Source organism: Halomonas sp. HMF6819, from assembly GCF_044335525.1.
Taxonomy (GTDB): Bacteria; Pseudomonadota; Gammaproteobacteria; order Pseudomonadales; family Halomonadaceae; genus Vreelandella.
On sequence record NZ_JBIQVY010000005.1, the window covers coordinates 40,138 to 64,957 of the forward strand.

Consider the following 24,820-nt stretch of genomic DNA (forward strand, 5'->3'; position numbering starts at 1 on the left):
GCGCAGGGCTGCCCGGCACAGCACCGTGTTAGCCGTCGCTACGCAGCCAGAATCCTCCGTCTAAAACGCGTATTAAAAAGGGGCACTTTGCGTACCCCTTCGTCGTTTCTTTTTCGGTATCAGTTGAAGACGACCGTCTTGTTGCCATCGATCAGCACGCGATCTTCCAGGTGCCACCTGAGCCCGCGGGCAAGTACGGACTTCTCCACGTCGCGACCAAAGCGCACCAGATCCGTCGGCGTGTGGCAGTGACTCACGCGATGGATATCCTGCTCGATGATCGGGCCGGCGTCGAGCTCTTCGGTCACGTAGTGGCAGGTCGCGCCGATCAGCTTCACGCCGCGCTCGAACGCCTGATGGTAAGGCTTGGCACCCGCGAACGACGGTAGAAAGCTGTGGTGGATGTTGATGATCTGCCCAGCGTAGTGGCTACATAGCGCCGGCGGCAGAATCTGCATGTAGCGCGCCAGTACGATGCAGTCCGCTTCCAGCGTCTCGACCTGGCGCTGCACCGCATCGAACGCCGGCTGCTTGTCGCTGGGGTCGACCGCAATGTGATGGTAATCGATGCCGTACCACTCGCTCAGCGCGCGCATGTCCGGATGGTTGGAGATGATTCCCACGATGTCGCAGTCGAGCTCGCCGGCCTGCCAGCGGTAAAGCAGATCGACCAGGCAGTGAGACTCTTTCGATACCATGATCACCACCCGGCGTCGCTTTTGGGTATCGACCAGTGCCCACTGCATCGAAAACGCGTTGGCGATGGGCGCAAACGCCTGTTCGAGCTCAACCGCGCTCATACCGATGGAATCGGCGAGAATTTCGTAGCGCATGAAAAACCGGCCCGTTTGCAGATCCGAGTGCTGGCTCGCCTCGGTGATGGAGCCGCCGTGCTGAGCGATGAAGCTCGATACGCGCGCCACGATGCCCACCTGATCGGGGCAGGAAACTACTAAACGGTAATAATGCGACATGAATACACTCTTGATACGCGTTTTGAAGACGCGACCCGACGGGGTCGTCAAGGGCCGTTTAGGCCTTGGGGGCGTTAGTGTAGCGCAAGCGACGATCGGGAACACTGTCAGGATTGTTAGCCGCCCCCGCCTTACCGTATAGTTAAAGTCTTACTTTTCAGGCTGTTCAAAATCAATGGATCCATCTCGCGTTCAACTTCGACCCCGCCGCCGCCCGCCCCTGCGCATCTTGCCGCTTGGCGGCTGCGGTGAAATAGGAATGAACCTGACGCTTTATGGTTTCGATGGTCACTGGATCGCCATTGATTGCGGCATGATGATTCGCCAAGACCTTCCCAGCGCCCCGCTGCAGGTACCCAGCACCGCTACGTTGGCCGAACTCGAGATTACCCCTAAAGCGCTCTATATCACGCACGGCCACGAGGATCATATCGGTGCGGTCGCCTGGCTTTGGCCCAAATGGCAGTGCCCAATCTACGCCACCCCCCTGGCCGCCGGATTACTGCGCCACAAGTTTGCCGAACACAATCTTTCCAGCGCCACGATTCGCGTGATCGAGCCCAACGATGCCCTAGAAGAAGGCCCGTTCACGCTACGCTATCTGCTGATGACCCACTCGATTCCCGAGAGCTGCGCGATCATGATGCTCGCCGGCGGCTACCGGGTATTGCACACCGGCGACTGGAAGCTCGACCCGACGCCGCTGATCGGCCCGAGCGTCAACCCGGCGCACTTTCAGGCGCTGGCGCCGCTGGATCTGGTGGTGGGTGATTCGACCAACGCGCCGCTTCCGGGAAGTGCCGGCAGCGAAGGCGCGGTGGCCAACGCGCTGACGCAAACGCTCAAGGCGTGCCGCGGGCGTGTGGTGGTCTCCTGCTTTGCCAGCAACCTGGCCAGGGTGTGGGCGATCGGCCAGGCGGCGGCCCAAAGCGGGCGCCGGGTGAGCCTGATGGGACGTTCGATGGAGCGCATGGTGGGCGTGGCCCGCGGCCTTGGCTATCTCGACGACTTCCCGCCGCTGGTGCCGCCTCAGGATCTGGGCTATCTGCCGCCGTACGAAGTCGTGGTGATCGCCACCGGTAGCCAGGGCGAGCCGCGCGCCGCGCTGCAGCGCCTGGCCCAGGGGCGCCACCCGTTCATGGACCTGGAAGCCGGAGATAACGTGATTTTCTCCGCCAAGGCGATTCCCGGCAACGAGCGCCCGATCGCGGCGCTCAAAAAGCGCTTCACCCAGCTCGGCGTGAAGCTTTTCGACGAGAACAACCACCCGGAGCTTCACGCCACCGGCCACCCCGCCCAGGAGGAGCTCAAAACGCTTTATCGTTGGGTCCGGCCCGCCGCACTCTTGCCAGTTCACGGCGAAACGGTGCACCAGCAGGCGCACCAGGCGCTGGCGGAAGAGCTCGGTATCAAGGCGCCGCTGGCACCGGTCAACGGCGATATGCTGTGCCTGGACAACGAAGGGTTACGCGTCGAGGCGCGCCATCCGCAGCTGCCCCAGGTGGTGGATCAAAACAGCGTCACGCCCCACCCAGGCCTTGCAGATGGCCACTCGAGCGGCGCGCGGCGCGGCACGCTGTTTCTGGCGCTGCCGGTGTGCGCCACCGACACCGGCTGGCAGCGCATCGGCCGTTTGATGCTCGACGCCAGCGGCGCCAGCCCCATCGACGAAGAGAGCTTTAGCGACTGGCTCGACGAGCGGCTCGACGAGATCGAAGTCGACACCCTCTCCGAGCTCAGAGAGGCGCTGACGCCGGGGCTGGTTCACTGGCTGGGCAACCACTGCCAGCACCTGCCGGAGGTGCACCTTCAGATCATGGCGACCGAGCCGCCCGGCGCCTGAGCCGGGTAGCCCATCTTCCACCTTCTACCAGCGCGCGGCGTCGTCAACGTCGCTTGTGCGCTCCTTCACCCAGTAATCGCCCTGGCGCGAATGCTCCTTTTTCCAGAAAGGCGCGCGCGTCTTGAGAATATCCATAATGAAGTCGCAGGCGCTGAAGGCGTCGCGCCGATGGGCACTTGCGACCACCACCCGTACGATCGGATCCCCCGGGCGCAGGTGCCCGACCCGGTGCACGATTACCAAGCCCTGGAGCGCCCAGCGCGAAGCGGCCTCCACCGCGATATCGGTAAGCGCTTGTTCGGTCATGCCCGGATAGTGCTCAAGGGTCAGCCCCGTGACGTCCGGCGTTTCGTTGAAGTCGCGCACGAGCCCGGTGAAGCTCACCAGCGCCCCCACATCCTGTCGATGTTCGATGAGCGCCTCGTAACCCTCATCGAGGGCGAAGGCCTCGTGCTGTACACTAATATGAACAGGCGGTGACTCTGGGCTTGGCGCTAGCGCTTGATCCCGTGATGGCGTCTGCATTCAGCCTCCGGTGACCGGCGGGAAAAAGGCGATCTCATCCTTATCGGTGATCGGCGCGCTATCGTTGGCCATCACCTGATTGACAGCGCAGAGCGTGCGCTTGTCCGCCAGTGCGGAAAAGCGCGCATCGCGAGCCTTCAGGTACGCCTTGAGCCCGGCCACGTCGCGGCTATCAAGCTCGGCCAGCGAAAGTGACAAATCGCTCTCGCCGACCTGCTCGCGCAGCTCGGCCAGAAACTTGACCCGCACGCAGGGCGATACGGCGCAGCGCTCGCCTACGCTCACCTCGCCCGGGTTGCCCTCGCCGGTGACGATCGGCCCCTGCTGGCGCCGGTAGTCGCCGCGCACCCCACCCTGCTTGCTCTCGAGCTGGATTGCCTCGATGCGCATCTCCTTGTCGACCGCTTTGCACATGTCGTAAAGCGTCAGACACGCCACCGACACGGCGGTCAGCGCCTCCATTTCGACACCGGTGCGCCCGCTGAGCCGGCAAAGCGCCTCGACGTTGACCGCGCCGTTTTCGAAATCGAGCGAAAAGTCGACGCTCACCTTGCTAAGCGAAAGCGAGTGACACAGCGGAATCAGCTCAGCGGTGCGCTTGGCCGCCTGAATACCGGCGATGCGCGCCGTGGCCAGCACATCTCCCTTGGGAAGCTCGCCGTCGCTCAAGAGCTTGAGCGTAGCCGGCGCCATGACAATGCGCCCCGACGCCACCGCTTGCCGGCGGGACTCCTCTTTATCGGCGATATCCACCATATTGGCTTCGCCTTGGGCGTTCAGATGCGTCAGCTGCATGTCGTTACCCTTGGTCATTGCGGTGCCCTCGTCACGGTGCGCGCGGGTCCATTCGATCACCCAGCGCGCGATCTCGTCGATATTATCAAGGTTTAGCCGCGGGATAGAAGCGTCAAGGCCCTCACCGGCCTCGCCCTTGAGCGCCACTGCAGCCACATGATCGCTTTGCAGAATCGATGTCTCTCCAATGCCATCGCGGTAGAGCACGAGCTTTGAAAGCGGCCAGGCCTTGAAGCCTTCGACGATCACCAAATCGGGGGCGTGCGCGGCCATCAGTGACAGTAGGTGCGCAAGATCCGGCCCTTCTGGCGCCTGCGCCGGCGTCTCCTGCATCAGCGCGTAGCGCTGGTTTGATGCCACCAGCATCGGCGCGGCGCCGGCTTCGCGAAGCCGGTAGCTATCCTTGCCGGGCTTGTCGATATCGAAGGCGTGATGGGCGTGCTTGATCACGCCCACGCTCAAACCGGCCTGTTTGAGCCGCGGCAAGAGCTCGGTCAGAAGCGTCGTCTTGCCCGTTCCGCTCCAGGCCGCCACGCCCAACACCGGAAACGGCGCATCGTTGGGTTGCAAGAGCCTCTCCATGCCCGCCTAGGCGAGCTCTTTTTCCGGGGGAAGAATGGCGTTGAGCACGATGCCGACCAGCGCGGCCAGGCTAACGCCCTGAAGGGTGAACTGCCCGCCACCAAACTGCATACCGCCGATGCCGAAGACCAGGATCAACGACACAACGACCAGATTGCGCGGCTCGGTCAGCGACTGCCCGGCGCGCACCAGGGTGTTCATGCCCACCACCGCGATCGAGCCGAACAGCAGCGTCATGATACCGCCCATGACCGGGCCGGGAATGGTCAGCAACAGCGCGCCGAGCTTGCTGATGAAAGCCAGCACAATCGCCAACACCGCGGCGACGATCATGTAGATCGGGTTGAACGCGCGGGTGAGCGTCACGGCGCCGGTGACTTCCGAGTAGGTCGTGTTGGGCGGGCCACCAAACAGCGCTGCTACCATGGTGGCCAGGCCGTCACCCAATAGCGTGCGGTGCAGGCCGGGCTTTTCCAGATAGTTTTGCCGCGTGACCGAGCCGATCGCCACCATGTCGCCGATATGCTCGACCGCCGGGGCGATCGCGACAGGAATCATGAACAGAATCGCTGCCCAGTGAAAGCTCGGCGCGGTGAAGGCCGGCACCGACAGCCAGGCCGCCTCGAGGATGGGCGTGAAATCGACCACACCCATGATCAGCGCCAGCGTATAGCCGGTGACGACCCCGCCCATGATCGGCACCAGGCGCAAAAGCCCGCGGCCGAACACCGCCAGCATCAGGGTGACGAAAAGGCTCGCCATGGAGAGAAAGATCGCCTGACCGTAGTCAATGTTATCGCTGGTATCCCCCACTGCCATACTGACCGCCGTTGGCGCCAGAGCAAGGCCGATCACCATGATCACCGGCCCCACCACGACCGGCGGTAACAGTCGATTCAGCCACCCCACCCCTTTTAATCGAACGATTTGAGAGATAACGGTATAAACTAGGCCCGCAGCAATCAGCCCGCCCATCGTCGCCGATACGCCAAAGTGGGCAATCGAGCCCTGAATCGGCGCGATAAAGGCAAAGGATGACGCCAGAAACACCGGCACGCTTTGACGGGTCACGCCGTGAAAAACCAGCGTGCCGACGCCAGCGGTAAACAGCGCCACGCTCGGATCCAGGCCGGTCAAAAGCGGCACCAGCACCAGCGCGCCAAAGGCCACGAAGAGCATCTGCGCGCCGGTCAGAAGCGTTCTGGGCCAGGACTCACGGGATGAAACGGTACTCATATTACGTTCCTTAACGTACTCATGGCACCCGACGGGCACCGGCGTTGTCGTGTGCGGTATAGAGCGGCTTGCAGTCGCCACCCAAAAAAAAGCCCCCGGCGCAAAGCGCAAGGGGCATGGTATGAAACGCGATCAGCGCGTTCCGAAGATCTTGTCGCCGGCGTCGCCCAGCCCAGGCACGATATAGCCGTTCTCGTCCAGGCGCTCATCGACGGAGGCGGTGTAGATATCGATATCCGGGTGCGCTTCGCGCACGCGCTCGATCCCTTCCGGCGCCGCGACCAGCACGATCACTTTCATGCTTTCGCAGCCGCGCTCGCGCAGCATGTCGAGCGTGGCAATCATCGAGCCGCCGGTGGCGAGCATCGGGTCGATGACGATCGCCATGCGCTCTTCGATATCGTTGGCGAACTTGGAAAAATAGGGGACCGGCTGGAGCGTCTCTTCATCGCGATAAAGCCCAACCACGCTGACCCGGGCGCTGGGGATCAGGTCGGTGACGCCTTCGAGCATGCCCAGGCCGGCGCGCAGGATCGGCACCACGGTGACCTTCTTGCCCTTCAAGCGCTGGGTCTTGATGCGCTCGCCGTTCCAGCCCTCGATCTCATGATCCTCGATTTCGAGATCCTTGGTCGCTTCATAGGTCAGCAGTTTGGCTACTTCCCCTGCCAGTTCGCGAAAGCTCTTGGTGCTCAGACCCCCTTCCCGCATGAGGCCCAACTTGTGCTGGACGAGCGGATGATTAATGGCGTAAACACTCATGGAACTACCTCACTGCAGGGTTTAAAAGCGCCCGGCCGGCGCAAAATTGCGCGCTATTCTACCCGCAACCGGGAACAAGGTTAAGGGGTCGCGGGCAATTGCCAGGTGATCGGCGCGCGCCCCTGCTCTTCCAGAAAACGGTTGGCTTGGGAAAAGTGCCGATTACCCAGAAAGCCACGATGGGCCGACAGCGGCGACGGGTGCGGCGATTCCAGAATCAAATGCCGCGACTGATCGATCAGCGCTTTCTTCTGCCGCGCGTGGCTACCCCACAGCAGGAAAACGCAAGGCTCGGCGTGTTCACTCACCGTTTTGATCGCCGCGTCAGTAAAGCCTTCCCACCCCTTACCGCGGTGCGAGGCGGCGTTTCCGCGCTCGACGGTCAGCGCAGTGTTCAAAAGCAGCACGCCCTGTTTGGCCCAGGCCTCGAGAAACCCGTGATTGACCGGGGTGAAGCCGACATCGCTTTCAAGCTCTTTATAGATATTGACCAGCGATGGCGGCGCCGGCACCCCGGGCATGACCGAAAAGCAGAGCCCGTGGGCCTGGTTGGGCCCGTGATACGGGTCCTGACCCAAAATGACGACCTTTACCTGAGAAAGCGGCGTAAGCTCGAAGGCGCGAAACCAGTTCGACGAGTGCGGGTAGATCACCTTTTTCGCCGCTTTCTCTTCGGCCAGAAACGCCTTGAGCGAGGCCATGTAATCGGCCTGGAACTCCTGGCCCAGCCACTGACTCCACTCTTTCGGTAAAGGGTCGGTCATCTCATCTCACTTTTTGATTTGGTCGGCGAGCGGCTCGACATAGGCAACGCCCATGTCCCAGGGAAACTGGATCCAGCAGTTTTGGCCGACTTCGGTCAGGTATTGATCGACCAGCGGGCGTCCGTCAGGCTTGGCGTAAATGGTGACGAAGTGCGCCTTGGGGAGCATTTCGCGCACCGCGCGAGCGGTCTTGCCGGTATCGACCAGGTCGTCGACCAGAAGCCAGCCGTCGCCGTCATGATCGACGCCTTTCAATACGCCAAGTCCGCCCTGATCCATGTGGTCATAGCTTTTGATGCAGACCGTATCGATCAGTCGGATGTTGAGCTCGCGGGCGATCAGCGCGGCCGGAATCAACCCGCCCCGAGTAATCGCAACGATGCCCTTGAAGTCGCGCTCGATGAGCTGGTGGCAAAGGGCGCGCACGTCGCGGTGAAGCTGGTCCCAGGACACCGTAAAATGCTGATGGTAGCGTTCGCTGCTCATGGGGGCGTCACTCGTCTTCGTTGAAGGAACATACTGCGAACACGCTAAAGCCCGCGTCGCGAATCTTTTGCGAGCCGCCAAGCTCCGGCAGATCGATGATGGTCGAGGTTTCAACGACCTGACCGCCGCTTCTTTGGATCAAATTGGCGGCGGCAAGCATGGTGCCACCGGTGGCGATCAGATCGTCCATCAGCAAAATGCGATCCTGCTGCTCAAAAGCATCGGCGTGAAGCTCTACTTCGGAGTGACCGTACTCCAGCGTGTAGGTTTCACTAATGGTCTTGAACGGCAGTTTGCCCTTCTTGCGCACCGGTACGAAGCTGCAGCCAAGCTCGTAGGCCAGCGGCGCGCCGATGATGAAGCCGCGCGCATCGATCGCCGCGATGGCATCCAGATCCATGTCCTGATAGCGGTGTACGAAGCTATCGATCAGTTTACGAAAGGCCGAGCTGTTTTGCAGCAAAGGGGTAATGTCGCGAAAATTGACGCCCTGTTCAGGCCAGTCGGGAACCGTGCGAATAACGGACTTGATGTAGTCGCCGTAGATGCTCATCGCGTCTCTCATGGGTTGGTAAAAGGCCAGGCGCGAGCCTAGCCGAAAAAGAAGAATTTAACTGCGAACAGAAGCCCCAGCACGACCACCGCCGGATTGAGATCCGCAAAGCGCCCGGAGAGCGTTTTGATGCCAACGAAGCTGATGAACCCAAGGGCGATCCCGTCGGCGATGGAGAACGTCAGCGGCATGGCGAGCGCGGCGATCAGCACTGGGGCGGCGTCGGTGGCGTCTTCCCAGTTGGCGTGGGCCAGGCTTCCCGCCATCAGCACCGCTACGTACAAAAGCGCGCCAGCGGTAGCATAGGCCGGAATGGAGCCAGCAAGCGGGGCGAAGAACAGGCTGATCAAAAACAGCACGCCGACCACCACGGCGGTGAGGCCCGTGCGCCCGCCGGAGGCGATGCCCGCGGTGGATTCGATGTAGCTCGTGGTGGTCGAGGTGCCGAGCACAGCGCCGGACATGGAGGCGGTGCTGTCCGCCATCATCGCGCGTCCAATGCGCGGAAGCTTGCCGTCCTTGTCCAACAGCTTGCCGCGGTGGGCAACGCCGACCAGGGTGCCGGAGGTGTCGAACAAATCCACGAACAAAAAGGCGAAGATGACGCTGAGCATCGCCACGTCCAGCGCGCCCGCAAGATCCATCGCCATAAAGGTTGGCGCGATGGACGGCGGCATTGACATCAGCCCACCGTACTGGTTATGGCCCAGCAGCATCGACACCACGGTCACGCCGAGAATACCGATCATCACCGCGCCGGTGACGTTTCGGTACGCAAGTGCGGTGATGACAAAAAAGCCCACCATCGCGTAGATGGCCGACGGCTGGGTCAAATCGCCAAGCGACACCAGCGTTGCCGGGTTCTCCACGACGATACCGGCGTTTTTCAGCGCGATCATGGCCAAAAACAGCCCGATCCCCGCCGCGATGCCCAGGCGCAACGACATGGGAATGGAGTTGATGATCCACTCGCGAATTTTGAAAATACTCAGCAAAAAGAAGGTCAAGCCCGACAGGAACACCGCGCCGAGCGCCGCCTCCCAAGTGTAGCCCATTCCCAGCACCACGCCGTAGGTAAAGAAGGCGTTAAGGCCCATGCCCGGCGCTTGCGCAATGGGGTAATTGGCCCAGAGCCCCATCACGAAACAGCCGATGGCAGCGGCAATACAGGTCGCCACGAACACCGCGCCGTAGTCCATCCCCGCTTCCGACAGAATGCTCGGGTTGACGAAGATGATGTAGGCCATGGTCAAAAACGTGGTGACGCCCGCAATCACCTCGGTTTTGACACTGGTGTTTTGCTCAGTGAGCTTGAAATAGTTATCCAGACCCTTCATATCGTTATGTTCCCTGCGCCCTTTGCCAAGAAAAGCCGCACAGTCTACCGAAAGCCCCAAACCGATGCGAGCCGGTAGTGCGCCGCTCATGAGTGCGGGCAAGCCCGCCATTATGTTGTCACTCACTGTCTAGCAAGCTTCAGGCCATCCATTAACCGTTCGGTCAAACCCGGCCTTCGATACGACCACTCTATTGCGCGCCCTGAGCCACTACGGCATTACGTCCGCGCTGCCAGCACCCGCTCGACGGTTTCGACGATCACTTGGGTTTGCGGGTCGATTTCGATGTTCACCCAAGACCCCGGCAGGCGCTCACCCAATACCGTGCGCTCAAGGGTTTCGGGAATCAGGTTGACGCTGAACTCCACCCGATCGCCGGCCGGACGCACGTCGCCCACGGTGAGACTGATACCATCGACGCCGATATAGCCCTTCTCGAAGACGAAACGGCCAAGCGCTGCTGGCAGCGAAAACCAGAGTCGGCGGTTATTGGGCGCCTCGTCAATTGCCACGACGCCCGCCATGCTAATGATGTGGCCAGACATCGAATGACCGCCAATCTCATCACCAAAGCGCGCGGCGCGCTCTATATTAACGCAGTCGCCCACCTCCAGCGCACCAAGATTGGTCAGCCTGAGCGTCTCGCGCATCAGATCGAAGCTGACCCGCTCGCCGTCGATCGCGGTCACGGTCAAACACACGCCGTTGTGGGATACCGATGCCCCGAGTTCGAGCCCTTCATTGAGTGGCGCCTCGAGCGTTACCACGTGGGTTCGAAACTCCTCGAGCTCGCGCACTTCGACCACGCGAGCGACTCCCTGCACGATACCTGTAAACATCACTCCCCCCTGATTGGCGCCCGACCATCAAGGGTCGGGATCAAAGCGTCATTATCGCTTTTTAAGCCGGCAAGGCCAAAGTGCGATTGCATCGATTGTTGGCGATAGCGTCCTTTCTCCATAATGCGCGATAAAGGCACTCAAAACGCTTGTCTGTGCGTCGATCGCAACCGATTTTGTCGGTCATCGCCCGGCACCCGGTCTACATTGACAACCTGTCGGGGCCTATTTAGACTTTCGCCGCAACGACGATAGACGCCGATTTATACCCGGATTGCGGGCGTCCACCAGCCAACGGCGGTGAAGTGCAGCTAAAAGGGAGTGTCCAGCGTTGATGGCCACCCGTCCGGGGTGGCTTTTTTGTTTTAGCCCCGCCCCTTCCCGTCTTCGGCCTCACGTAAAGGCAGACGCCATGATCGAACTTAGTAACGTCAGTAAAACCTTTGGCAGCGGACCCCGCGCGGTCCACGCCCTCAAAAACGTCAATCTCACCGTTCCCAAGGGCGCCATTCACGGCGTGATCGGGCTTTCCGGCGCCGGCAAATCGACGCTGATTCGCTGCGTCAACCTGCTCGAGCGCCCCAGCGAAGGCCGCGTTTCGCTCGATGGCCGCGAGATTACCACGCTCAATCGGCGCGAGCTCAACCGGACCCGCCACCGCATCGGCATGATTTTTCAGCACTTCAACCTGCTGACCACGCGCACGGTCTTCGACAACGTGGCCCTGCCGCTGGAGCTGATGGGCCAAAAGCGCGCCGATATCAAAGCCCGCGTGACGCCGCTTTTGGACATGGTGGGTCTGGCCGATAAGGCTCGCATGTACCCCGCCCAACTCTCCGGCGGCCAGAAGCAGCGCGTGGCGATCGCCCGAGCGCTTGCGAGCAACCCCCAGGTACTTTTGTGCGACGAGGCGACCTCGGCGCTCGACCCGCAAACCACCAGCTCGATTCTCGAGCTTCTGCGCGACATCAACCAAACGCTTGGCATCACGATTTTGCTGATCACCCACGAGATGGAGGTGGTGAAGTCGATCTGCCACCGGGTCAGCCTGATTTCCGGCGGCGAGCTCGTCGAGGACGCCGACGTCGGCGACTTCTTCACCGCCCCAACTACCCAGCTCGGGCGCGAGTTTCTCAACGACTTCTTGCAACTCAGCCCACCCAAGGAGCTGATCGCCAGGCTCTCCGACACCCAGGGGCCTCAGAGCCATCCGGTCGTGCGCCTGACATTCTCGGGTGATGCGGTTTCCACGCCGCTCATTTCACGCCTCGCCCGCGAGTGCAGCGTCGACGTCAGTATTCTGCAGGCCAAGGTCGAATCCATTCAGGAGCGCACGCTAGGGCTGATGATCGCCGAGCTTTTAGGAAGCCCCGAGCAGACCCAGCAAGCCATGGCGTATCTTCAGGCGCATCAACTACAGGTAGAGGTACTAGGCTATGTCCAGCGCGATGTTTGATCTTGTTCTGCAGGCCACCCTCGATACGCTCTATATGGTCGCGGTCTCCGGGGTCATCGCCACGCTTTTAGGCCTGCCGCTGGGCGTGCTGCTCTACGTGACCCGCCCGCGCCAGATACTGGCAATGCCGGTACTCAACCAAGTGTTGAGCCTTGTCACCAACATCGGCCGCTCGATTCCTTTCATCATTTTGATGGTCGCCATCATTCCTTTCACGCGGATGCTGGTGGGCACTTCGATCGGCATCAACGCCGCCTCGGTGCCGCTGACCATCGCGGCGATCCCGTTCGTGGCACGCCTGATCGAAGGCGCACTCAACGAAATCTCACCCGGGCTGGTCGAATCTGCCCAGGCGATGGGCGCCACACCCTGGCAGATCATCTGCAAGGTGCTGATCCCCGAGGCGCGCGGCGGCATCATCACTGGCCTCACCATTACCGTGGTGACGCTGGTGAGCTACTCCGCCATGGCTGGCGCGGTCGGCGGCGGCGGGCTGGGAGATTTGGGCATTCGCTACGGCTACAATCGCTTCAACCCCACCATCATGCTGATCACGGTAGTGGTGCTGGTGGTCATGGTGCAGGGTTTTCAGAGTCTGGGCGACTATCTGGTGCGCAAGAGCGACCGTAAATAACGCCCTGGTTCACAAGAGTGAACGTAAATAGCTCCTTGAAATCGGCCGACGCGTCACATATATAACTGGAAAGCATTATGGGTCGGATTTTTATTGCTATAATACCGATTACGTTAACACCGATAGGCCCATTCACAGGAGAGAAATCATGCAAAAGCAGCTACTCGGCGGTTTGACCGCGCTGGCCCTGGCAATCAACGTTGCCCATGCAGAAGAAGCCAAAAGCATCAAAATGGGTACCGTGGCCGGCCCGGAAACCGAAGTGATGCAGGTCGCCGCGCGCATCGCCAAGGAAGAGTACAACCTGGACGTCGAAATCATCGAGTTCACCGATTACGTTACGCCCAACGCGGCGCTGGCCGACGGCAGCCTCGATGCCAACGCCTACCAGCACGCGCCCTACCTGGAAACGATGAACAGCGACCGCGGCTATGACTTGGTTGCCGCCGGCTACACCTTCGTCTACCCGATCGGCGCCTACTCTGAGAAGTACGACAGTCTCGAGGAACTGCCGGACGGCGCGCAGATCGCGCTACCCAACGACCCGACCAACGAAGGTCGCTCGCTGATTTTGATGCACAACGAAGGCCTGATCACGCTCAACGATCCGGAAAACCTGGAAGCAACGCCGATCGACATCGCCGAGAACCCGCGCGATTTCCGTTTCCGCGAGATCGAAGCCGCCCAGCTGCCGCGCATTCTGCCGGACGTCGACATGGCCTTCATCAACAACACGTTTGCCCAGCCGGCTGGCCTTAATCTGGACGACGCGCTGGTGCGTGAAGGCGCCGAGTCGCCCTACGTCAACCTGATTGCGGTACGCAGCGGCGACGAAGAGCGTGAGGAGATCCAGCAGCTCGTCGATGCCTACCAGCGCGACGAAGTAATCGAAAAAGCCGAGGAGCTCTTCCAGGGCGGCGCGGTACCCGGCTGGACCGAGTAATACTCGTCTCAAGGTGCCCGGCGACATCGCCGGGTATGACAGGCCGGCCCCATGATGGCCGGCCTGTCTCTTTCTGGTTCTCACGAGGTGACCATGCCAAACGCTGAATCCCCGCCAAACGTCGACTACGCCCTTTTGAATCGCCAGCTCGAGGCTCTGCTCGATACTCGCGACTGGTTGACCAACAGCGCCCAGACCAGCGCGTTTCTCATGCAGTCGCTCGCCTCGCTCAACTGGGTGGGCTTTTACCAGCAGCGCTCACCACAGGTACTGCACTTGGGCGCCTTCCAGGGCAAACCCGCCTGCCACCCGATTCCTTTTGATAAAGGCGTATGCGGTGCGGCGGCGCGCACTCAATCCACTCAACGGGTCGACGACGTGCACGCCGTGGCGGATCACATCGCCTGCGACGCCGACTCGAACGCGGAGCTGGTCGTCCCTATCGTGGTCGATGGCAAAGTGTGGGGCGTACTCGATATCGACAGCCCTGAGCCCGCGCGCTTTAGCCAGGAGGATCAGGCTGGCATAGAGGCGCTGGTCGCGACGTTCATTGCCCGCACCGACCTACACCTTCCCAGCGGCGTGGCTTGACGGATTTATTTCTCGCAACGCAAAACGCCCCGACCTAAAGGCCGGGGCGTTTTTGAATTCTGGTAGGACCAGGCGGATTTGAACCGCCGACCTCCACGATGTCAACGTGGCGCTCTAACCAACTGAGCTATGGTCCTTCAATAGCCACTGATCCACTGCTTAAGAGCAAATGGTAGGACCAGGCGGATTTGAACCGCCGACCTCCACGATGTCAACGTGGCGCTCTAACCAACTGAGCTATGGTCCTTCAGTGCGGTGCGTATTCTATCTTTTCATGGCGTAATTGCAACCGTTTTTTTGTCGAACGCTTTTTTATAGAGTGTTGAAAAGAAAGTTCTCTTTTACATCGACACGTCTTTCGCGAGGCAGCTAAGCTTACTCGTGTATTGTTTATCCCATGTTAAGGAGACTGATTTGCCTGAGCTCTTGTTGGGCGGCATTTCGCTGCTCTTGCTGCTGGTCACGGCGGTTCCGCACATTCGTCTTCGCTGGTGGCTCGTTCGCAGCTTCGAATTCCCCCGTGTTCAAATCGCTATCGTTGCCCTACTGAACGCCCTGGCCGTTTATTTCCTGCTCGACCCCGGCCACTGGCGGTCCGTTGCTGGCATCGTTTCGCTGATTACCCTGTTTGTGCAGGTTGGCTACATACTGCCCTGGACGAAGCTCTGGCCCATCGAGGTTCAAAACGCTCAAAACCCGCCCGAAGATCAAACCCTCAAGCTTTTGGTCTCCAACGTGCTAACGCCCAACCGTAATGCCAAGGGGTTGATCGAGCTGATCGAAGCGAACCAGCCGGACATCGTTTTGACGCTGGAGTCGGATCAATGGTGGGGCGACCAGCTCGACGCCGCACTCAACGACAGGTGGCCGCACAGCGTTCGCATACCGCTGGACAATCTTTACGGCATGCACCTTTATTCGCGCCTGGAATTGACCGACACCGAAGTCAAATGGCTCATACAGGACGATATCCCGTCGGTACACACCTATGTGACGCTCGACAGCGGCGCGCGAGTACGTCTCTACGCGGTTCACCCGCGCCCGCCGGCCCCCAGCGAAAGTGACAAGTCGCTATGGCGCGATGCCGAGCTTTTATGGGTTGGCAAACACATCCACGAAGACCCGAAACCCTCTCTGGTTGCGGGGGATCTCAACGACGTGGCTTGGTCGCGTACCACGCGGCGCTTCTGCCGCGTGGGCGGCATGCTCGACCCACGCCGCGGGCGCGGCATGTTCAGCACCTTCCACGCCAACTATCCGTTCATGCGCTGGCCGCTGGATCATATTTTCGTCACCGAGCACTTCACCTTGGTCGACATGCATCGCCTAAGAGGGTTTGGCTCGGATCACTTCCCGATTCTCGCCACCTTCTGCTACCGCCCCTCGCGTCAGGACGAGCAGCCAACGCCGGATGCAACCGAAGAGGAGCGTGAAGAGGCGAACGAGACGATCCAGGAGGGCAAGACGGAGAAACAGGAGAAGTAACCCGCCCTGCCCGCTCGCTTACTCCGGAACGCCGCCTTTGGTCAGCACGGCAGGATCAAGAAGGCGCTCGAGCGTTTCGCGATCCAGATCGGTTTCTTCTTCGGCCACATCGATGATCGGCCGCCCCGCCTGGTACGCCTTCTTGGCGACCGCGGCGGCGGCGTTGTAACCGATGGTGCTATTGAGCGCGGTTACGAGGATAGGATTTCGCGCCAGCGGCTCCTGGAGATGATCCTCGCGCACCTTGAAGGTGGCGATAGCGCGGGTGGCCAAAAGGCTTGCGGTGTTGCTCATCAGCGTGATGGCGCTTAAAAGGTTCGAGGCGACCAGCGGCAGCATGACGTTGAGCTGGAAGTTACCGCTTTGCCCGGCCACCGTGATGGCGCTATCGAGGCCGATCACCTGAGCGGCGGCCTGAGCGGCGGATTCGGGAATCACCGGATTCACCTTACCCGGCATGATAGAGCTGCCCGGCTGCAGCGCCTCGAGCTCGATCTCGCCAAGCCCGGCGAGCGGCCCGGAGTTCATCCAGCGAAGGTCATTGGCGATCTTCATCACCACGCAGGCAAACCCCTTGAGCTGGCCGGAGAGCTCGACGGCAGCATCCTGGCTCGAAAGGCTGGCAAAAAAGCTGTCGTTGGGCGTGAATGAAAGCCCGGTCTGGCGGCTGAGCTCTTCGGCCATCTTCTCGGCAAACCCTTCAGGTGCGTTGATTCCGGTGCCTACCGCGGTACCGCCCTGAGCCAGACGCTGCAGGCGCGTCATGGCGCTGTCGAAACGCTCGATGGCCTGACCCACCTGGCTCGACCACGCGCCAAGCTCTTGATCCATACGCAGCGGCATCGCGTCCATCAGATGGGTGCGCCCGGTCTTGACGACATCCTTGAGCTCCTCGGCGCGCTGGTCGATCGCATCGCGCAGGGTCAAAAGCGCCGGGCGAAGCGACTCCTTGACGGCGATCGCGGCGGCGACGTGGATGGCGCTGGGGATGACGTCGTTGCTCGACTGGCCCATGTTGACGTGATCGTTGGGAGTGACCTCGACGCCTTCCCGCGAGGCAAGCGTTGCGAGCACCTCGTTGACGTTCATGTTGGTCGAGGTACCGGAGCCGGTCTGGTAGACATCGATCGGGAACTGGTCGTCGTGCTCGCCGTCGATCACCGCCTGGGCGGCTTTTTCGATGGCGCGGGCGCGCGGCTCGTCGAGGTGCCCTAGAGCCAGGTTACTGCGCGCCGCGGCAAGCTTGATGCGGGCCACCGCATGCACGAAAGCGGTGGGCATCGGCGTGTTCGATACCGGAAAGTTATTGATCGCCCGCTGGGTCTGAGCGCCATACAGCGCGCTAGCCGGTACCTCGAGCTCCCCCATGCTGTCGCGCTCGATACGTGTTTCCATACGTTTTCTCCTTTAAAGCGAGCCGCTCGTTCGGCCGCCGTTGACGCGTTTAGCAAACTACCCACTTTACCCTAGCCACTGGATCGGCTATCGACAACGTCGAGCCGCCCCTTAGCGCCAATCGAGCATTCAAATGGACCGCACACATGCTGCCCACTACGCCACTATATTGCAGCGCACAAAAACGATTGCTATGCTGCATAGCAGCAAAAAGGCAGGCAGCGGGATAAAACCTGATGCGATACGAGCGAGGACACGGCCTCAAGGACGGGGCTTGCTCTCGTCACTCGACTTCAAGGAGAAACACCATGGCAACATTCAAACACTCGCCAACCAACGAGCAGTTCCATTCGCTTTTTCTCGGCCCCCTGCAGGCATTCTTGTCGCTCGGCGTGGAGACGTCTGAAAAACTGGTCAATGCCCAGCTCAGTGCGCATAAGGCCTACGTCGACCTGGGACTGGAGCAGGCGCGCCAGTTAATGCGGGTGAAGGACACCGCCGAGCTTCGCGATTACATGGAAGGCCAGCAGCGCGTGGCTAAAACGCTGGCCGAGCGCCTCAAGGGCAATGCCGATCAGATGACATCGATTCAGCGCGACTTCTTTCGACAAAGCCAAAAACTGACCGAAGAGAATGTGCAAAAGGCGCAGCAGCTGGCCAGCAAAATGCGCCAAACCGCCTAACGGGAAACCGCCCGGCCGCCCGCGGGCGGCTACCAGCCAAGCGCCGATTTAACGAAAGGAATGGTCAGTTTGCGCTTGGCCGATAGCGATGCCTGATCGAGAGTTTCGATCGCCATGCAAAGTTCACCAAGCTCCCGCGGGCCGCGGTGCAGAATATAGCGGGCCACATCGTCGGGAAGCTCCATTCCCCTTGCCCCGGCGCGCAGCTTCAACGCCTGCAAACGGTCCGCGTCGTCCAGCGAATGCAGGTGATAAGTCACCCCGAAGCTTAGCCGCGAGGCTAAATCCGACAGCGCCACGTTGAGCTGGCGCGGCGGTGCGCTGGCGGCGATGATCAGCCCTTTATTGGCGTCACGCAGCCGGTTGAAGGCGTGAAAAAGCGCCTCTTCCCAGCGTTTGCGACCGATCACGCACTCAAGATCATCGATCGCCACCAGGTCGAGGCGTTCGATATCCTCGAGCATCAGCGGCGGGAAGTGGCCCAAATCCTCCAGCGGCAGATAGAGCGCGCGCTTGTCACGATCCGAAGCGGCATGGCAAGCGGCCTGCAACAGGTGGCTTCGCCCGCTGCCCGGCGAGCCCCATAGATAAACGAAGGGCTCCGCGTCCGGCTCGAGCTGGCGGCCAAGCGAGGTCAAAAGCGAGGCGTTGGCACTGGAGGCGAAGTAGTTATCGAAGGTGGCGTCGTCGCGAAGCCCGACGCCCAGCGGCAGCTGAGCCGGCACTCTGCTCATGGAATCTCCCTGTCCCTGTCGTGATCGAGCCGGTTAGGCGACTCGGCGTTGGTAAGCTTCGCTTCGCCGTACAGCTCGCTATTTTTATACCGCTCGATCACCTCGCGCAAAAGCACCATGATGACCGCGGCGGCGGGTAGCGCCAATAGTACGCCAGTCAACCCAAAAAGACTGCCCCCGGCCAGCACGGCGAAAATCACCGCCACCGGGTGCAGGCCAATCTTGTCGCCCAGAAGCTTTGGCTGAAGCACCACGCTCTCCATCACCTGCCCCACGCTGAACACGCCCAGCACCCCAACCAGCCCCCACCAGCTTTCGAACTGGAAAAACGCGACCACCAGCGCCACCCCCAGCCCGACGATGAAACCCAAAAAAGGCACGATGCTGACAAGCCCCGACACCACGCCGATCAAAAGCCCAAAATTGAGCCCGATCAGCGTCAGCCCCAGGGCGTAAATCACGCCAAGACTTAGCATGACCAGAAGCTGGCCTCTCAAGAACGCGGCCAGCACAGCATCGCAGCGCTTGGCGAGTCTGGCCGTATCGCGGGCGTAGTGGCGCGGCACCAGATCCGCCAGATTGGCCAGCAGGTGGTCCCAGTCGAGCAGCAGATAGAAGGTGACCACGGGAATCAGAGCGACGTAGGTGATCCAGGTGACGAACGCCGCGCTGGAACGGCCGATGCTCGTCAGTGCCTGAGCCAGATAGCCGCCGGCGTCGCGCCAGTTCTCCAACAGCGCGGTTTTCACGTTGCCAAGTTCGGCGCGCACGTCGTAGCCGGTCCACTCAAGCACCTGGGGCGCCAGGCGATTTTCGACCCAGGTGAAGATGTCGGGCAGCACCTCGCCAAGCTGCTTGATCTGCGAGACGATCAGCGGAATCAGGATCAACAGCGCCGCAGCCAGCAGTAAAAAGAGCACGACGAAGACGCTGGCCACCGCCAGCGGGCGCTTCATGCCCCACTGCTGTAGCTTGTTGGCGATGGGGTCGACCAGATAAGCGAGGATCATCCCTGCCACGAACGGCATGAGCACCGAATCCAGCAGGTAGACAAGACCCACCAGCAGCAGGATAAACACCGCGGCCCAGGTAGAGTGGCGCATACTCGAATCGCTCCTTGGAGGGTCGCCAGTCGCGACATAACGTCATGTTATCGTTGTAAGATAACGTGTCTTGCACGATAACTCGACAGGACAATGCGGCAATCGATGCCAAATGGTACAATCCGCCGAATTATCGGCCGCCTGCGGCCGCGACCCTTCCTATCCCGTACTGCTATAGGCTCCAAAGGACCTGTCATGACCCAGACAACCCCTCCTCAGGCTTCCCCGTCACTTAGCTACAAGGATGCCGGAGTCGATATCGATGCCGGTAACGCCCTGGTAGAGCGCATCAAGCACGTGGCCAAGCGCACGACGCGCCCCGAGGTCATGGGCGGTCTGGGGGGCTTCGGCGCGCTTTGCGAGCTGCCCGAGGGCTACCGTCAGCCGGTGCTGGTCACCGGCACCGACGGCGTGGGCACCAAGCTGCGCCTGGCGATGGATCTTGGCAAGCACGACACCATTGGCATCGATCTGGTCGCCATGTGCGTCAACGACCTAGTCGTCGCCGGCGCCGAGCCGTTTCTGTTTCTCGACTACTACGCCACTGGCAAGCTCGATGTCGACATCGCCGCCGACGTGGTGACCGGTATCGGCGCCGGCTGCGAGCAGGCGGGCTGCGCACTGGTCGGCGGTGAAACCGCGGAAATGCCGGGCATGTACGAAGGCAACGACTACGACCTGGCCGGCTTCTGCGTCGGCGTGGTCGAAAAATCCGAGATTCTCGATGGAAGCAAGGTCGGTGAAGGCGACGTGCTGCTGGGTATGGCCTCGTCCGGGCCCCACTCTAACGGCTACTCGCTGATCCGCAAGATTCTGGACGTCAGCAGCGCCTCACTGGACGAGCCCCTGGACGGTCAGCCGTTGGGCGATGCGCTGATGGCGCCGACGCGCATCTACGTCAAGCCGCTTCTTTCCATGCTGCGCGAAAGCGAGCTTTCGATTCACGCGCTGTCGCACATCACCGGCGGCGGCCTGCTGGAAAACATTCCCCGCGTGCTGCCGGAGCACCTGGCCGCGCGCGTCGACGTCAGCAGCTGGCAGCGCCCGGAAGTCTTCAACTGGCTGCAGGCCAAGGGCAATGTCAGCGAAGTGGAGATGCACCGAGTGCTCAACTGCGGCATTGGCATGGTGGTCGTCGTACCCCAGGCGCAAGCCGACGAGGCCATGAGCTATCTAAAGGATCAGGGCGAAACCGTCTATCGCATCGGCGAGATCGTCACGCGTGAAGAGCAAGCGGTGGTACTCGAGAACCTCGCCGCGGGAGAGGCCCAGCAGTGAGCGATAACGAGTACGGCAGCGACACGCTCAACGACATGACGCCGGAGCCGGTCGATCAGCGCCGCATCGTGGTACTGATTTCCGGCAGCGGCAGCAACCTGGCCGCGCTGATCGAAGCCCAGAGCCACGACCGGCTGGGCGGCGACATCGTCGCGGTGATCTCCAACGAGCCCGCCGCGTTCGGGCTCAAGCGCGCTCACGAAGCCGGCATCGAAGCAGTTGCCCTGCCCCACCGCGAGTACGAAAGCCGTGAGGCCTACGACGGCGCGCTGATCAAGGTGATCGAGCGCCATGAGCCGGACCTGATCGTGCTGGCAGGCTTCATGCGCATTTTGACGCCGCGCTTCGTGCAGCGCTTTCTGGGCAAGATGCTCAATATCCACCCGTCGCTGCTGCCGGACTATCAGGGGCTCAACACCCACGCCCGGGCGCTCGCCGATGGTCGCAATCTGCACGGCTGTAGCGTGCACTTCGTCACCGAAGAGCTCGACGGCGGCCCGGTCGTGATCCAGGCCGAGTGTCGCATCGACGAAGGCGACGACGAGCAGAGCCTGAAGGAGAAGGTGCACGCCCGCGAGCACTTGATCCTGCCCATCGCCGTGCAGTGGTTTTTGCAGGGCCGGCTCAACTACTCGAGCGACAAGGTCACCATCGACGGCCAGCCGTTACCGCCCCAGGGGATGCGGCTGTCTCACGACGACGCCGCCGAAGAGCTCGACGAAGACGTTTGACGGCTCCCTTGTGAGCAAAAAGCGCGCCTTTGCAGGCGCGCTTTTTTTATACGGCTTTCGATGCAATGACCAAAAGGGTCAGGTACGTGGCAGCGTCACGCCGCGCTGGCCCATGTACTTACCACCCCGATCCTTGTAGGAGGTTTCACACTCCTCGTCGGCGGCGAGAAAGAGCATCTGCGCCACGCCTTCGTGGGCGTAAATCTTCGCCGGAAGATTCGTGGTGTTGGAGAATTCCAGCGTCACGTGGCCCTCCCACTCCGGCTCCAGCGGCGTGACATTGACGATGATACCGCAGCGCGCGTAGGTCGATTTGCCCAGGCAAATGGTGAGCACGTTACGCGGAATACGAAAGTACTCCACGGTGCGCGCCAGCGCAAAGGAGTTGGGCGGAATGATGCAGACATCGCCCTTCACGTCGACGAAGCTCTTGTCATCAAAAGCCTTGGGGTCGACGATCGCCGAGTGGATGTTAGTAAACACCTTGAACTCGTCGGAGCAGCGCACGTCGTAGCCGTAGCTCGAGGTGCCGTAGGAGATGACCCGCTGGTCGTTGACGTGGCGCACCTGACCGGGCTCGAAGGGCTCGATCATGGCGTCACTTTGCGCCATCCGGCGAATCCACTTGTCAGACTGAATACTCATTGCTGCTCATCACTCGCTAAAGGAAATCGTGGGGCCGCTTTGTTGCGTTCCCATCACCGAATCCGCCACCTGGCGGGCGATTTCGGCAAAGGTTTGGCTCTCGTCGCTTTCGGGGTTTGAGACTACCGTGGGCTTGCCGGAGTCCGCCAGCTCGCGAATGGACATCGCCAGCGGTAGGCGCCCCAACACTTTCGTGGCGTACTCCTGGGCGATGCGCTCGCCGCCGCCGGTGCCGAAAATGGCCGCCTCGTGGCCACAGCTTTCGCACTTGTAAAGACTCATGTTCTCGACCACGCCAACCACCGGCACGTTGACCTTGCGAAACATCTCGATGCCCTTGCGCGCATCCAGTAGCGCGATGTCCTGGGGAGTCGTGACGATCACCGCGCCGGATACGGGCACTTTCTGGGCAAGTGTCAACTGGATGTCGCCGGTGCCTGGCGGCATATCGATCAGCAGAAAGTCGAGCTCGCCCCACTGGGTTTGATTGAGCATCTGCTGAAAAGCGCCGACGACCATCGGCCCGCGCCACACCATCGCATCGCGCGAGTTGACCAGAAACGCCATCGACATCGCCTTGAGCCCGTGGGCCTGAAGCGGCATAAATGCGTTTTCGCCGGCGGGCTGGGGGCGCGTACCCTCTTCGACACCGAGCATTTGAGCCTGGCTTGGGCCATAGATATCGGCGTCGAGCACCCCGACGCGATACCCTTGGGCGGCCAGCGCCAGCGCCAAATTCACGGTGACGGTGGATTTACCCACGCCCCCCTTACCGGACGCCACCGCAATGATGTGCTTGATCCCATCCATTGTACGCTCCTTAGCACAGCGTTTAAGTGGCTAAATCATACGCGCTGACGCCCGGTTCATAAACTCGAAACGATAAAAAGCGGGTACGGCGTTTGCCGTACCCGCGTAACGAATCCTCAGCAATGCCCTTTCAAGAGAAAACGCTTTACTGAGCGCTACTCTGCTCCTCAACCTCCTTCTCGTCTTCATCTTGCGAGGATGCCCCGTTGGATTCGCCGGACTGGCTTGAACTCTGACTCTGATTGTTCTGACCTTGACCGGACTGCCCTTGAGACGATTGGCTCTGTTCGCCTTGGCCACCCTGGTTCGACTGCTGGCCGTTAGGAGCCAGGTTGGGCACCTCGTCTTCACTAGCGTCATCGACTTCCAAGCGAGCGTCGAGCGCGGATAGCTCTTCGCGCCAGTCGCTGAGCTGGCTTTCCAGCCGCTCAAGCTGCTGCTCACGCGTTTCAATATCGCTTTCGACGTTTGAGAGTTCTTCGCGGCCCATATCGAGGGCCACCATGAGATCGTCCATTTCCGAGCGGACTTGGGTTAGGCTCTGCGCCTGCTCGTCGCGCTGCTCAGTGAGCGAATCGATTTCCGACTGAAGATCATCTCGCTCGCTGCTGGCGCTTTCACGCTCGCTTTCAAGCTGGTCGACCTCCTGCTGGGCGCTATCGATCTCTTCTTGTAGCGATGCAAGGCGCTCTTCGGCGTCGCTGACCTGGCTTTCGAATTCCTCGAGCTGCTGCTGGGCTTCGTTTTGCGCGTCGAGCACCTCCTGGCGCTGCTCTTCGGCCTGCTGGCGAGCGGTTTCTGCTTCCTGGCGGGCCTCTTCGGCGCTTTCACGCGCCTGCTCGATCTGATCCAGATTCGACTGCGCTTCGTCCCGCGTCGAGGTGATCTCGTCACGCTCGTCGCGCAGCGACTGCATGTTGTCCTGGGCGTTTTGAAGCTCCTGCTCGAGGCCCTCGACTTCCTGCTGCAGCGAATCGCGCTGGTTTTGAAGTTCTTCCAGACGTGACTGAATCGTCTGGGCCTCTTCCTCGGCCTGCTGCACGCTTTGCTGTGCATCTGCCTGGCGCTGCTCTAGCGAAGCGATCTCTTCGCGCATCGCGCCAAGATCGGTTTCCGCCTGCTCGATTTCGCTAACGCGCTGGCTCAGGCGCTGATTTTGCTGCTCGGACGTCGCCAAATCGTTTTCCAGCACGTCGATACGATCGCGATGGGTATTGGCGTTGGACTGCGCCATGATGGCCCACACGACGGCCACGGCGGCGATGCCGGCAATGGCCCGAACGCGGTTGTGTTTGAACAGCTCGCTGGTGCTGAGCTTACGGCCGTGAGGCTGACCGGTGGGTTGTTGGTCCAGCTTGTTGTCATCTGCCATGGTGCGTCCCTGAAGAATCTGTTGATAGTCAAAGTTGGTATTTAAAAACAGTAGTTAACTTGCCCGACACCCGCCAGTTATTCTCCCGGAACATCGTTTCAACGCAGTCAACGTTATCCAGCCTTTAAACAACCATGTGACTAAAAACAGCCATGGTTATGAAGATAAAATATAAAGATCCACGATCGCTGTCAGTAAAGGCTTACAGAAACCCGGTCGTTAACACGCTACCCTGTCGGATCGTTTTCCATTTTTTCAACGTTT

General features: G+C 60.9%; 24 protein-coding genes, 2 tRNA genes and 2 pseudogenes. 9 read left to right on the forward strand and 19 right to left on the reverse strand.

Annotated features, from left to right (window positions below):
• Window positions 1–119: 119 nt before the first annotated feature.
• The gene (gene purU / locus ACGLWX_RS14415; RefSeq protein ID WP_396240705.1) at window positions 120–974 is read right to left on the reverse strand and encodes a formyltetrahydrofolate deformylase; all 855 of its coding nucleotides are present in this window, start codon (window positions 972–974) and stop codon (window positions 120–122) included.
• 259 nt (window positions 975–1,233) lie between these two features.
• Here purU and ACGLWX_RS14420 point away from each other — a divergent pair, with 259 nt between their 5' ends.
• Window positions 1,234–2,817: a ribonuclease J gene (locus tag ACGLWX_RS14420; RefSeq protein WP_396241037.1), complete on the forward strand. Its 1,584-nt coding sequence runs from the start codon at window positions 1,234–1,236 to the stop codon at window positions 2,815–2,817.
• Window positions 2,818–2,841: 24 nt separating this feature from the next.
• On the opposite strand, the gene moaE is transcribed toward ACGLWX_RS14420, so the two are convergent.
• From moaE to ACGLWX_RS14470, 10 genes and pseudogenes are all read right to left on the reverse strand, one after another.
• On the reverse strand, window positions 2,842–3,342 hold the full coding sequence (gene moaE, locus ACGLWX_RS14425; RefSeq protein ID WP_396240707.1) for a molybdopterin synthase catalytic subunit MoaE: 501 nt from the start codon (window positions 3,340–3,342) through the stop codon (window positions 2,842–2,844).
• A complete protein-coding gene (gene moaC, locus ACGLWX_RS14430) occupies window positions 3,343–4,137 on the reverse strand; it encodes a cyclic pyranopterin monophosphate synthase MoaC (RefSeq protein WP_396241039.1) in 795 nt (264 codons plus the stop codon).
• 60 nt (window positions 4,138–4,197) lie between these two features.
• A pseudogene (gene mobB / locus ACGLWX_RS14435) lies at window positions 4,198–4,719 on the reverse strand (molybdopterin-guanine dinucleotide biosynthesis protein B); the annotation flags it as partial.
• Window positions 4,720–4,725: 6 nt separating this feature from the next.
• Complete coding sequence (locus tag ACGLWX_RS14440; protein ID WP_396240709.1) at window positions 4,726–5,955, reverse strand: uracil-xanthine permease family protein; 1,230 nt, start codon at window positions 5,953–5,955, stop codon at window positions 4,726–4,728.
• Window positions 5,956–6,087: 132 nt separating this feature from the next.
• Window positions 6,088–6,717 carry a uracil phosphoribosyltransferase gene (gene upp, locus ACGLWX_RS14445; protein ID WP_252109223.1) on the reverse strand — a complete coding sequence of 210 codons (630 nt, stop codon included), beginning with the start codon at window positions 6,715–6,717 and terminating at the stop codon, window positions 6,088–6,090.
• Window positions 6,718–6,797: 80 nt separating this feature from the next.
• On the reverse strand, window positions 6,798–7,481 hold the full coding sequence (gene ung, locus ACGLWX_RS14450) for a uracil-DNA glycosylase (RefSeq protein ID WP_252109224.1): 684 nt from the start codon (window positions 7,479–7,481) through the stop codon (window positions 6,798–6,800).
• Between the two features lie 6 nt (window positions 7,482–7,487).
• Window positions 7,488–7,967 carry a xanthine phosphoribosyltransferase gene (gene gpt, locus ACGLWX_RS14455; RefSeq protein WP_252109225.1) on the reverse strand — a complete coding sequence of 160 codons (480 nt, stop codon included), beginning with the start codon at window positions 7,965–7,967 and terminating at the stop codon, window positions 7,488–7,490.
• Between the two features lie 7 nt (window positions 7,968–7,974).
• The gene (locus tag ACGLWX_RS14460) at window positions 7,975–8,520 is read right to left on the reverse strand and encodes an adenine phosphoribosyltransferase (protein ID WP_252109226.1); all 546 of its coding nucleotides are present in this window, start codon (window positions 8,518–8,520) and stop codon (window positions 7,975–7,977) included.
• 38 nt (window positions 8,521–8,558) lie between these two features.
• Entirely contained in the window at window positions 8,559–9,857 is a 1,299-nt protein-coding gene (locus ACGLWX_RS14465; RefSeq protein ID WP_396240711.1) for an NCS2 family permease, read from the reverse strand.
• 218 nt (window positions 9,858–10,075) lie between these two features.
• Window positions 10,076–10,696, reverse strand: a complete 621-nt coding sequence (locus tag ACGLWX_RS14470) for a riboflavin synthase subunit alpha (RefSeq protein WP_396240713.1) — start codon at window positions 10,694–10,696, stop codon at window positions 10,076–10,078.
• 412 nt (window positions 10,697–11,108) lie between these two features.
• Between ACGLWX_RS14470 and ACGLWX_RS14475 the strand changes: the two genes are divergently transcribed.
• The 4 genes from ACGLWX_RS14475 to ACGLWX_RS14490 all read left to right on the forward strand — a co-directional run bounded on the left by ACGLWX_RS14475 (window position 11,109) and on the right by ACGLWX_RS14490 (window position 14,320).
• A complete protein-coding gene (locus ACGLWX_RS14475) occupies window positions 11,109–12,152 on the forward strand; it encodes a methionine ABC transporter ATP-binding protein (RefSeq protein WP_252109229.1) in 1,044 nt (347 codons plus the stop codon).
• Window positions 12,133–12,786, forward strand: coding sequence for a methionine ABC transporter permease (locus ACGLWX_RS14480; RefSeq protein ID WP_252109230.1), 654 nt, complete (start codon window positions 12,133–12,135; stop codon window positions 12,784–12,786). Before ACGLWX_RS14475 ends, ACGLWX_RS14480 begins: the two co-directional genes overlap by 20 nt.
• Window positions 12,787–12,934: 148 nt before the next feature.
• Window positions 12,935–13,729: a MetQ/NlpA family ABC transporter substrate-binding protein gene (locus tag ACGLWX_RS14485; RefSeq protein WP_396240715.1), complete on the forward strand. Its 795-nt coding sequence runs from the start codon at window positions 12,935–12,937 to the stop codon at window positions 13,727–13,729.
• Between the two features lie 93 nt (window positions 13,730–13,822).
• Entirely contained in the window at window positions 13,823–14,320 is a 498-nt protein-coding gene (locus tag ACGLWX_RS14490; protein ID WP_396240717.1) for a GAF domain-containing protein, read from the forward strand.
• Window positions 14,321–14,380: 60 nt separating this feature from the next.
• On the opposite strand, the gene ACGLWX_RS14495 is transcribed toward ACGLWX_RS14490, so the two are convergent.
• Both ACGLWX_RS14495 and ACGLWX_RS14500 read right to left on the reverse strand, forming a co-directional pair.
• A tRNA-Val gene (locus ACGLWX_RS14495) sits at window positions 14,381–14,457 on the reverse strand.
• 33 nt (window positions 14,458–14,490) lie between these two features.
• Window positions 14,491–14,567: transfer RNA gene (locus ACGLWX_RS14500), tRNA-Val, on the reverse strand.
• A gap of 167 nt (window positions 14,568–14,734) precedes the next feature.
• Between ACGLWX_RS14500 and ACGLWX_RS14505 the strand changes: the two genes are divergently transcribed.
• Complete coding sequence (locus ACGLWX_RS14505) at window positions 14,735–15,805, forward strand: endonuclease/exonuclease/phosphatase family protein (protein WP_396240719.1); 1,071 nt, start codon at window positions 14,735–14,737, stop codon at window positions 15,803–15,805.
• Window positions 15,806–15,823: 18 nt separating this feature from the next.
• Here the strand turns inward: ACGLWX_RS14505 and ACGLWX_RS14510 are convergent, their stop codons facing one another.
• Entirely contained in the window at window positions 15,824–17,200 is a 1,377-nt protein-coding gene (locus tag ACGLWX_RS14510) for a lyase family protein (protein ID WP_252109233.1), read from the reverse strand.
• 308 nt (window positions 17,201–17,508) lie between these two features.
• Between ACGLWX_RS14510 and ACGLWX_RS14515 the strand changes: the two genes are divergently transcribed.
• Entirely contained in the window at window positions 17,509–17,883 is a 375-nt protein-coding gene (locus ACGLWX_RS14515) for a phasin family protein (RefSeq protein WP_396240721.1), read from the forward strand.
• Window positions 17,884–17,912: 29 nt separating this feature from the next.
• Here ACGLWX_RS14515 and hda read toward each other — a convergent pair whose 3' ends face one another.
• Window positions 17,913–18,617: a DnaA regulatory inactivator Hda gene (gene hda, locus ACGLWX_RS14520; RefSeq protein ID WP_252109235.1), complete on the reverse strand. Its 705-nt coding sequence runs from the start codon at window positions 18,615–18,617 to the stop codon at window positions 17,913–17,915.
• Window positions 18,614–19,720: an AI-2E family transporter gene (locus ACGLWX_RS14525; protein WP_396240723.1), complete on the reverse strand. Its 1,107-nt coding sequence runs from the start codon at window positions 19,718–19,720 to the stop codon at window positions 18,614–18,616. Before ACGLWX_RS14525 ends, hda begins: the two co-directional genes overlap by 4 nt.
• A gap of 195 nt (window positions 19,721–19,915) precedes the next feature.
• Here ACGLWX_RS14525 and purM point away from each other — a divergent pair, with 195 nt between their 5' ends.
• Window positions 19,916–20,998: a phosphoribosylformylglycinamidine cyclo-ligase gene (purM, locus tag ACGLWX_RS14530; RefSeq protein WP_396240725.1), complete on the forward strand. Its 1,083-nt coding sequence runs from the start codon at window positions 19,916–19,918 to the stop codon at window positions 20,996–20,998.
• A complete protein-coding gene (gene purN, locus ACGLWX_RS14535) occupies window positions 20,995–21,729 on the forward strand; it encodes a phosphoribosylglycinamide formyltransferase (protein ID WP_396240727.1) in 735 nt (244 codons plus the stop codon). The genes purM and purN overlap by 4 nt, the downstream gene beginning before the upstream one ends.
• Window positions 21,730–21,807: 78 nt before the next feature.
• Here the strand turns inward: purN and dcd are convergent, their stop codons facing one another.
• From dcd to ACGLWX_RS14550, 3 genes and pseudogenes are all read right to left on the reverse strand, one after another.
• On the reverse strand, window positions 21,808–22,374 hold the full coding sequence (gene dcd / locus ACGLWX_RS14540) for a dCTP deaminase (protein ID WP_252109239.1): 567 nt from the start codon (window positions 22,372–22,374) through the stop codon (window positions 21,808–21,810).
• A gap of 9 nt (window positions 22,375–22,383) precedes the next feature.
• Window positions 22,384–23,199, reverse strand: a pseudogene (apbC, locus tag ACGLWX_RS14545) (iron-sulfur cluster carrier protein ApbC); the annotation flags it as partial.
• Window positions 23,200–23,329: 130 nt separating this feature from the next.
• Window positions 23,330–24,556 (reverse strand): kinesin, encoded by a 1,227-nt coding sequence (locus ACGLWX_RS14550; RefSeq protein ID WP_396240729.1) that lies wholly within the window; start codon window positions 24,554–24,556, stop codon window positions 23,330–23,332.
• Window positions 24,557–24,820 lie beyond the last annotated feature (264 nt).